The organism is Peribacillus sp. (genome assembly GCF_059453735.1).
On the sequence record NZ_JAZVJO010000430.1, the window covers coordinates 1 to 2,149 of the forward strand.

At 42.1% G+C, this 2,149-nt stretch carries 2 protein-coding genes; both read right to left on the bottom strand.

The window, feature by feature from the left end:
• Window positions 1-2,022 (bottom strand): helicase-exonuclease AddAB subunit AddA (gene addA / locus AC52RT_RS14125; protein ID WP_495541331.1); only part of this gene is annotated, 2,022 nt, incomplete at its 3' end.
• A partial coding sequence (locus AC52RT_RS14130; protein ID WP_495541332.1) for a hypothetical protein occupies window positions 2,015-2,149 on the bottom strand: 135 nt, incomplete at its 5' end. The genes AC52RT_RS14130 and addA, both read right to left, overlap by 8 nt.

Here is a 2,149-nt window from a genome sequence, read left to right on the forward strand (position 1 = left end):
CTCATCAAGACCGACAATTGGTGAACGAAGCACCGATACCAGCGGAATATCCTGCTGTGGATTATCAATCGTTTTCAACAGTGAAAGCATGATTCTTACTTCGTTTGCTTCAAAATATCCGGTAGATAGACTTGCATACACAGGGATTCCCTGTTTTTTAAACTCATCCATGATTTGCGGCGCCCATGGCATAGACCGTAGTAAGACAACCATATCACGATACGTAATCGCCCGGTAAATCCCTGCTTTTGTATCATAGACCTGCTGTTTCTCATTAATAGCTTGTTTAATCAGCTTTGCCATCATTCTAGCTTCTAACTGTGCAGTTTCCAGTTCTTCATCATCAAATCCGAACTCTTCTCCATCACCTAATTCGTCTACGGAACTGCCTGAATCCACATTTGCGTTATCAATTAAAGTCAGCTCGATTGGATACGACTTATCCTCGGGATAGGAAGCTCCTTTTTTTAGTTCAGCGTCTTCATCATATTCAATTTCACCAACCGTGATGCCCATTAGCTGTTTAAATAAGAAATTCGTTCCGGACAATACCTCACTTCGGCTGCGGAAATTACGATTTAAGTCGATTCGAAGACCGCTTTCGCTGCCGTCATGAGTAAATCGAGTATATTTTCCTAGAAAAAGATTCGGTTCCGCCAAACGGAAACGATAAATGGACTGCTTAACATCACCAACCATGAAAAGATTCCCGCTGTTTTCTCCATCCGCTGTTACAAGCTTCAGAATCGATTCCTGAACTAAATTTGTATCCTGATATTCATCCACAAGTACTTCTTTAAACTGTTTGCGATAACCCAATGCCGCTTTTGAAGGCTTGAGGCTGCCCAATTCCGCTGAATCAGCTAAAATCGCTAAACTATAATGTTCTAAATCTGAAAAATCAACGAGGTTTTTTTCCGCCTTGGCTGCTTGAAACATCGTACCAAACTGTTTAACTAAATCTACGAGTGTTTCCACATACCCCTTTAAACCGCGTATATCTTCTAGATATTGTTCGGGCTTCCGGGAAAATAAATCAACTTTTAATGTATCAATTATCTTTTTCGCTTTTTTACGATAGTTATCAGCTGTTTTGACCATTTCTTTATCAAAGGAGTCACCCTTACACGCTTTAGCTCTTGAAAAACTGTTGTCGATCTGCATCGCTTCGTACATACTTCCCCAAGAATCCTGATGGGCTTGCTTTAATCTTTCAATAATCGTAAGGTCAGCAATGAAATTCTCCGCTCTCGGCGCCGGTCCTCCAGGCTGCTTAGAAAGCTCAAGAGCTTGGTTAAGTAAAGATCGAGCGGTTTCGAGCTGTAAGGTAATATCAAAAGTCAGCTCTTTAATAAAGGGTAAATCATCGATTTTCGTTTCTTCTGGCAAATCATACATCGCTGCCGCCTGATCAAGCCAAGCCTCAGGATGGGGATGCGACCGTGAAAAATTATGCAAGGAACGAATGATTGTCTGCAGTGCTGTATCATTCCGGTCTCCTGTATAGGCATCAACAAGTTTAAAGAAGCGTTCGTTATCGCTTTGACTGTAGTGTTCCTCAAATAACTCTTCCATCACTTCATCACGTAATAATTCGGCCTCTGTAGAATCGGCTATTCGGAACCCAGGATCTACATCGGTTAAATAATAATAGGTCCGGATTACGTCTAAGCAAAAGGAGTGCAGCGTTGAAATGGAAGCTTTATGAATCAAACTTACTTGTTTACGCAAATGCTGCGAGTTTGGGTTATCTTTAATCGCTTGTTCAAGCGCATCTCCAATTCTGTGTTTCATCTCTGCGGCTGAGGCGTTCGTAAACGTCACGACAAGAAGTTCATCAACATTCAATGGATCCTCTTCTGAAAGGATTTTCTCGATGATTCGATTAACGAGCACAGCCGTCTTCCCCGAGCCTGCCGCAGCAGCCACAAGAATGTCCTGATCCTTAGCCCAGATTGCTTTCCATTGGTCTTCTGTCCAAGTCGCACTCGCTGGCATCAGAGGTATAAGCGTTTTACGCATCATCATTCCGCCCCTTCTTAAGGATGTGTAAGATATCTGCGTCTTTTCTATTTACCAGTACGTTAAACTCGTTCTCCTCTAACGACTCATCAAACTGACAGACTGATTTATATGCACAAAATGTACA